The following is a 6,538-nucleotide window of genomic DNA, read 5'->3' as shown; positions in this document are numbered from 1 at the left end:
CGATCCTACCCGCCGATGCCGCCAACGGTTCCGGTCGCCGAGCATCGGGATTGCCCCGACGATGTGCGGTGACGTTCGGGTGCGCTCACCATTCCAAACTGGTTGGGAATCGACCGGATGACTCGGCTCGACCCGGACCTCACCAAGTGGTTGCGTCGTGTCCGGTGGCGGGTAGCCGGCTGTTGAGCTGGGCGCACAATTCCGTAGCGGCGGGGAAGCCGCACTCCCGTCGCCAGAGCTCGACCAGCGCATTTCGAAACGGGGCGTCGTGCCCGGAACCGGACGCGACGTGGCCGAGCTCGTGGCACACCGCCGTTGCCGTCCAGTGCTCACCGTCGACAAACCACAGGAGTCCGGCTCCGTCGCGCCTGCAGGCGGCCGAGAAGGTGGCGGTTCGGGACCGGCGTTCCACGTGAACCTCGATGGGTGCTCCGGGAAACGTGTCCGCCCACCAGTCGGAACAGACGATTGCTTCGACGTGGGTGCGGAGCTCGGCGAACGTGCGGTAGCGCCGTGGCGGGAACGCCGCTGAGACCGCATCCTCGGCTGCGTAGACGGCGCCAGCCCGGGCGTCGCCACCGGCCGTCTCAGCGCTGCGGGTGCTCACCGGCGCAGCGCCCTGGGACTGGGCTTCAGGTGTCCGCCCAGCTCGGCTCGATCGCCGGCACGCTTGCCCGCCCGGGCACCGGAGGACGAGCTGCCGCTGCTGACGTAGCTGCTGCGCAGCCGCGGGAACTGGCGTCGGGTTTCCTCGTCCACCCGCTTGGAGCGGTCGATCAGCACGAGGGCCGCCGAGGGCTGCGATGCTCCGGCAACGCGATCGTGTTCGACGCCGGCAGTGTGACGCGCCGACTGAAGCCGCTCGTCAACCCGGTTGGAAAACGCCACGATGAAGCTGCGACGCCACTGAGCGGTCGCCGTCGGAGTTGGCTGCCGGGACTCGTCGGCCAGCATGGCGCGGGTCATCTGCACGAGCAGCGAGGAGAACAACAGCTCGGTCACCTCGACGTCGTGGCCGAAGCCGATCAGCGCCACCCGATGGCCATTCGATGAGGTGCTCATTCGGATCACGCGACATCCGTTTGCCTGGGCGACGACACCGAGCAGCACGGTCTTTCGGTTGGCATAGGGCGCCGTGACGTCGACGGTTCTCGTGATCGGGGCCGAGCGCTCCTGCTCGGGCGTGTCGGCCCACACCATCGCCTCGTCCAGTTCCCACTTTGAGACCAGCGCCGCCGCCTTTGACAGGTAGGTGGTCGCCTCGTCGGGAAAGTTGGTCTCCTCGGCCTTGGCGAGCAGGGCGCGGACCTTGCGCAGACGGTCCGAGGCGAGTGGGTCGTTCACGACGTCGCCCCAACCAGCTCGATGAGTTCGTTCAGGTCTCGGATCTCGTGGGTGGGCGCCTGGTCGGTCGGGTTCGCGCGGCCCGTGGGGTTGTACCAGCACGTGTCGATGCCGTAGCCCCGCCCGCCGGCGATGTCCGAGCCGAGGTTGTCGCCGACGATGATGGCGCCGCCCTTGTCGGGCCACCCCAGCGCCTCGAACGTGACGTCGAAGATCGCCGGGTTGGGCTTGGCCGAGCCTGCCTCGGTGGAGATGACGATCGTCTCGAACAGCGGCTCGATGCCGAGGCGTTCGAGTCGTGGACGCTGGACGTCGGCGAGAGCGTTGGTAACCATCGCCAGCGTGGCCGTGCTTTTGAGACGGTGGAGCAGGTCGAGCGCGCCGGGATAGAGCTCGCCGTGGGCACCCATGGCGAGGAGAAACACGTCGGCCAAGCGTTGCGGTTCGGCGTCCAGGCCGAGGCGATCCACCCATTGCTCGAAGCGCAACAGGTGCACGTCGCTCGGCGCCAGCGTGCCGGCGTGGACCGAGTCCCACAGCGCCAGGTTGATCTCGCGGTAGGCATCGAAATGGTCGGAGTTTGGCGCCAGCCCCAGCTGGGCGATCGTGGTGTCGAAGGCCGGCGCTTCGGCGCCGTCGGTATCGAACAGTGTGAGGTCGAAGTCGAACAGCACGGTCGAGTAGGTCATGTCCGCCTCGGGTTGATCGGGCATCGGGGGGACATCCGACGATAGGGCACCTGACGCTCGATCACAGTGGGCCACGCTCCCCGGGTTGCGTCCCTCGCCGGGGACGTCGTGTGAGGAGCGGCCCGCCCTCGCTCCTCGATGTTGCCGGGCGATCTGTCGACCACGCGGTGCAGCTACTCTCATCCCGTCCGGGGCGACCACCCGGCGATTGATGACGCCACTGGGGGCCACCGAGCGATGTCCACGCCAACCGACACGACGCCGACCGAACTGCCGCAGGGGGACGAGGAGCCGATCAACGTCCCGGTCAGCGATGTGGGCTCGGACACACCGATCGAACTCGATCACGACACCGTCGCCCGGTTTCAGTTCCACGGACGCGACGTCGGTTGGCTGATCGAGCGGCGGGCCGCCGAACGCAGCGACCACCCCTTTCTCGTCTGGCAGCCCAAGGCCGGGCCTGCCCGCACCTGGACCTACGCCGAGTTCGCCGCCGCCAGCGCCGAGGTCGCTCGTGGGCTCATCGCCCGCGGCGTCGGCGTGGGCGATGCGGTGCTCATCCACGCCGAGAACTGCCCCGAAGCGGTCATCGCCTGGTATGCGGTCGCCCGCCTGGGCGGCATCGCGGTCACGACCAACACCCGCAGCGTCGCCGCCGAGCTGAGCTACTTCATCGAGCACTCGGGCGCTGTGGGCGCCATCACCCAGCCGAAGTTGGCGGCGGTGGTGGCCGAGGCCGGGCCTGATTTGGCCTGGACGGTGGTGACCGAGGACAACTCCGGCGAACCGGCAGGCTCCGACGAGGCGGCGCACGGCTTCGAGCCGTTCGAGGCGTTGATGGGTGACCCCGGAGCGCTGCCGGCGCTGGAAGCGGACCCGCTGCGCCCGGTGAGCATCATGTTCACCTCCGGCACCACGTCCAAGCCCAAGGCGGTGGTGCACACGCACGGCAACGTGCTGTGGAGCGCCACGGTCAACCCACCCAACATCGACTTCGGGCCCGACGACACCTACATGTGCTACCTGCCGTTCTTCCACATCAACACCCAGGGATGGGCGATGTGGACGGTGCTCGGTGCCGGCGGCACCGTCGTGCTGCAGCCCAAGTTCTCGGCCAGCCGTTTCTGGGAGGTCATCGCCGCTCACGAGGTCACCCACCTGTCCCTGATCCCGTTCGTGTTCAAGGCGGTCGGTGCCGAGCCGATCCCCGAGCAGCACACGGTGCGAGTGGGGGTGTTCGGCCTGATTATGCCGTTCCTGGACGAGTGGTTGGGCATGCGGGTGATGGCCGCGTACGGCATGACCGAGCTGGTGACCCATTGCGTGCGCTCCGACCCCAACGAGGTCTACCCCGACATGGCGATGGGCAGGGTGGCGCCGGGCTATGAGCTGATGATCATCAACCACGGCACCGGCCGCCCCGCCGAGGTGGGCGAGATGGGCGAGCTGTGGATCCGTGGGGTGCGGGGCATCTCGGTGTTCCAGGAGTACCTGAACAACCCGGAGGCGAACGACAAGATGTTCACCGACGACGGTTGGTGCAGGACCGGCGACGTGGTGCGCCTCGAGGCGGACGGCAACATCTTCTATTGCGACCGGGACAAGGACGCGCTGAAGGTGGGCGGCGAGAACGTCTCCGCCCGCGAGGTGGAGGATGTCTGTCGTACGGTCCCCGGCATCGACGACATCGCAGTCGTGGCCAAGAGCCACGAGATGCTCGACATGGTGCCGGTCGTCTTTGTGATCCGCACGGAGACCGCCGAGCCTGAGGCGATCATGTCCGAAGCGATCATCGCGGCGTGCCGCAGCGTCCTGGCCGACTTCAAGGTGCCCCGCGGGGTGTACTTCGTCGAGGAGTTTCCCCTCGCCGAGCTGGGCAAGATCTCGAAGAAGGACCTGCGCGAGCTCGCCGACTCCTTCGAGACATGACCATCGGCTGACCGGATGGGGCGGCCGAGTCAGTAGCCCGAGTACCGCTTGAGGGCCAGGCGATGAAGGCGGGTGGGCGCCCGGTTGATGATCGCTCGTTGCAGCCTGGACCCGGGCCTGTCGACGACCCAATGGACACGCGTGCGGTCCTCGGTGGCCGAAACGATGGCGTTCGCCACGTCTTGAGCGCCCAGGTTGACGCCGACAGCATCGACGATGTCGCCGTCGGCCCCGTCGAGCATCCCCGTGCCGACGAAGCCTGGAGCGATGTCGCACACGTGGATGCCGTGTTGCTCCCATTCGATGTTGATCGCTTCGGTGAACCCCTTCACCCAGAATTTGCTGGCGGAGTAGCTGGCCAGCTGGGGGACGCCGTAGTCGGCGGAGGCCGAGCACATGTTGATGACCTGCGGGTCGGTTCCCCCCTTCAGGTACGGGAAGGCCAGGTGGGTGCAGGTGAGCACGCCGTCGACGTTCACACGGGTGATCGTCCGGTGTCGGGCGAGGGGTAGCGACTCGAAGTCCGCCATCGAGAGCAGGCCGGCGTTGTTGAGCAGCGCGTCGAAGGAGCCTCCATGGGCGCTGGCAAAGGTGGCCATGACCGCGCCGACGCGCTCGGCGTCGGCGACGTCCATGTGTTCGTAGCTGTGGCGGTCGCCCAGCTCGGCCCGTTGGGCGGCGAGTGCCTCATCGTCCACGTCGGTGAGGCACAGCACCCAGCCGCGGCCCGCCAGCAGCCGCGCGGCGGCCAGACCGATGCCGGCACCCGCCCCGGTGATCACCATCGTTCTTGGCGGCACGCCGGGCCCCTCGAGCACCGTCGACCGAAGAAACTCGATCTGCTCGCCGACGAACACCTCGAACGCCTCCCCGGTGTAGGGCTCGAAGTGGCCGACGTCATGAACTTTCAAGGTGACGTGGCGACCGGCGCCGGCCGCTTTGATCGCCGCTGCCGGCGGGGTGGTCTGATCCCTGGTGCCAACCTGCATCAGCACCGGCACGGTCAGGTGCGCCAATGCCCGGCCTGGGGAGTAGCCGGCGAGCCTGAGGCCAAACCGAGCGGCGACCCGCTGATCGAAGTCGAACCCCTCCGGTACCAGGTCGAGGTACTCGGTGGCCTCGGGTGAGGACATGATGGCCAGCTCGCCGGGTCGTCCGGTGGCGGGCACATAGTGGGGGGATCGGCCGAGCGCCTCCCGGCCGGCGTCGTAGAGCGCGTGGATGCCGAGGCGGGCGCTGGCGGCCAGACCGGTCGAACGAGCCGACGCGACGGCGTCGGTGTGGGGCACCTGTGCGATAACGCCGGCGGCATTGACACGTTGCGCCAAGTGCAGCACGTGGCCACCCGACAGCGAGGAGCCCCACAAAACGATCCGGGTGCCATCGACCAGGGGACGCGTCCGGGCGTAGGCGACGGCGGCCTCCCAGTCGGCGTGTTGGGCGTCGATGTCGAGCAGTTGGCGTGGCTCGCCTTCGCTCGACCCGAAGCCCCGATAGTCGAAGACGAAAACGAACATGCCGGCGGCGGCGAAGCGCTCGGCGTAGGCGTCCAGGCGCATCTCCTTCACCGCTGCCAGGCCGTGGGCCATCACGACGCACGGTCGCCGCCGGTCATCGCTGGACGCATCGGCGTCATCGCCGCCGTCGGCAGCCGGGTACCACCAACCGGAACACCTGGTTCCGTCCACCACAAACGTCACATCGCTTCGCCCCATGAGCATTTTCCCTCCGGAATGGACCGACGAGGCGGTCCTCGTGTCCCCCGCTTGCACCTCGATCGGCTGGTCGATCAGACGGCGAGCGCCTACCGTAGTCCGATGGACATTCAGAACCGACGACGTGCCAGGGGGGCCGCATGCGGGTTTGGATCGATTGGTGGCGCGGCCATGGCCGGCAATTGGGCGCGAGAGCGGGTGCGTCGTGAACGCTGACGCTGTGCCCTCTGCCGATTGGGAGAGCGCCGGCACCCGGGCCGCCCGGCACCCGGAGGACGGTCGGGCCGGTCGCACCAAGACCGCACTGCGGGAGGCGATGGTCGCCTTGGTGCTCGAGCAGGGTTACGACGCGGTCTCGGTCGAGGCGGTCGTCGAACGGGCCGCCGTCACCCGGGCGGCCTTCGCCGCCCACTTCGGCACCAAGGAGCGCCTGTTGAACGCGGTCGTCGACGAGTTCGCGGAAACGGTTGCGATCGCGTTCGAGGACGCTGACGTGGAGATCGAAGGAGGTCGCCTCAGCGTTCTTTTGGAACAGGCCCGTCGGTCCCATGATGTGTTGGCAATCATCGTCAGGGGAGAGGGTGACGGCGAGCCGTTGAGACGGTTTGCGCGCCGTATCGCCGAGGTGCTGGCCGAGGACTTCGACGACGAAATGCTCGAGGCGGGCACGACCCCCCGGGCCGATCGTCACCTCGCGATCTCGATGTGGGCCGCCGGCTTGACCGCAGCGGTCGGGTGGTTCATCGATGCCGGAGAGGGCGCCGATCCAGCGAAGGTCGCCGGCGAGGTGAATGCGATCGCCGAGCACGGCTGGGCCTGGGCGGCGGGGCGTGGAACGGCGTCGACCTAGCAACGGGCGCG

The 6,538-nt window shown here is 68.2% G+C and carries 6 protein-coding genes; 2 read left to right on the top strand and 4 right to left on the bottom strand.

What is annotated here, in order from left to right; genetic code table 11:
* Window positions 1-139 precede the first annotated feature (139 nt).
* Genes PKD89_RS05875 through PKD89_RS05865 form a run of 3 tightly spaced genes read right to left on the bottom strand, consistent with a single transcriptional unit; the run spans window position 140 to window position 2,057 of the window.
* On the bottom strand, window positions 140-607 hold the full coding sequence (locus tag PKD89_RS05875; RefSeq protein ID WP_289010177.1) for a hypothetical protein: 468 nt from the start codon (window positions 605-607) through the stop codon (window positions 140-142).
* Window positions 604-1,344: a DUF2786 domain-containing protein gene (locus tag PKD89_RS05870; RefSeq protein ID WP_289010176.1), complete on the bottom strand. Its 741-nt coding sequence runs from the start codon at window positions 1,342-1,344 to the stop codon at window positions 604-606. The genes PKD89_RS05875 and PKD89_RS05870 overlap by 4 nt, the downstream gene beginning before the upstream one ends.
* A complete protein-coding gene (locus tag PKD89_RS05865; RefSeq protein ID WP_289010175.1) occupies window positions 1,341-2,057 on the bottom strand; it encodes a YjjG family noncanonical pyrimidine nucleotidase in 717 nt (238 codons plus the stop codon). The genes PKD89_RS05870 and PKD89_RS05865 overlap by 4 nt, the downstream gene beginning before the upstream one ends.
* Before the next feature lie 213 nt (window positions 2,058-2,270).
* On the opposite strand from PKD89_RS05865, the gene PKD89_RS05860 reads away from it, so the two are divergent.
* Window positions 2,271-3,962 carry a class I adenylate-forming enzyme family protein gene (locus PKD89_RS05860; RefSeq protein ID WP_289010174.1) on the top strand — a complete coding sequence of 564 codons (1,692 nt, stop codon included), beginning with the start codon at window positions 2,271-2,273 and terminating at the stop codon, window positions 3,960-3,962.
* A gap of 29 nt (window positions 3,963-3,991) precedes the next feature.
* Here the strand turns inward: PKD89_RS05860 and PKD89_RS05855 are convergent, their stop codons facing one another.
* Entirely contained in the window at window positions 3,992-5,677 is a 1,686-nt protein-coding gene (locus PKD89_RS05855) for an SDR family NAD(P)-dependent oxidoreductase (protein WP_289010173.1), read from the bottom strand.
* Window positions 5,678-5,882: 205 nt separating this feature from the next.
* Between PKD89_RS05855 and PKD89_RS05850 the strand changes: the two genes are divergently transcribed.
* Window positions 5,883-6,527 (top strand): TetR/AcrR family transcriptional regulator, encoded by a 645-nt coding sequence (locus PKD89_RS05850; RefSeq protein WP_289010172.1) that lies wholly within the window; start codon window positions 5,883-5,885, stop codon window positions 6,525-6,527.
* The last annotated feature ends 11 nt before the right edge of the window (window positions 6,528-6,538 follow it).

This window comes from Candidatus Neomicrothrix sp., from assembly GCF_035329545.1.
GTDB lineage: Bacteria > Actinomycetota > Acidimicrobiia > Acidimicrobiales > Microtrichaceae > Microthrix > Microthrix subdominans.
This window is presented reverse-complemented; position numbering and strand designations above follow the sequence as displayed.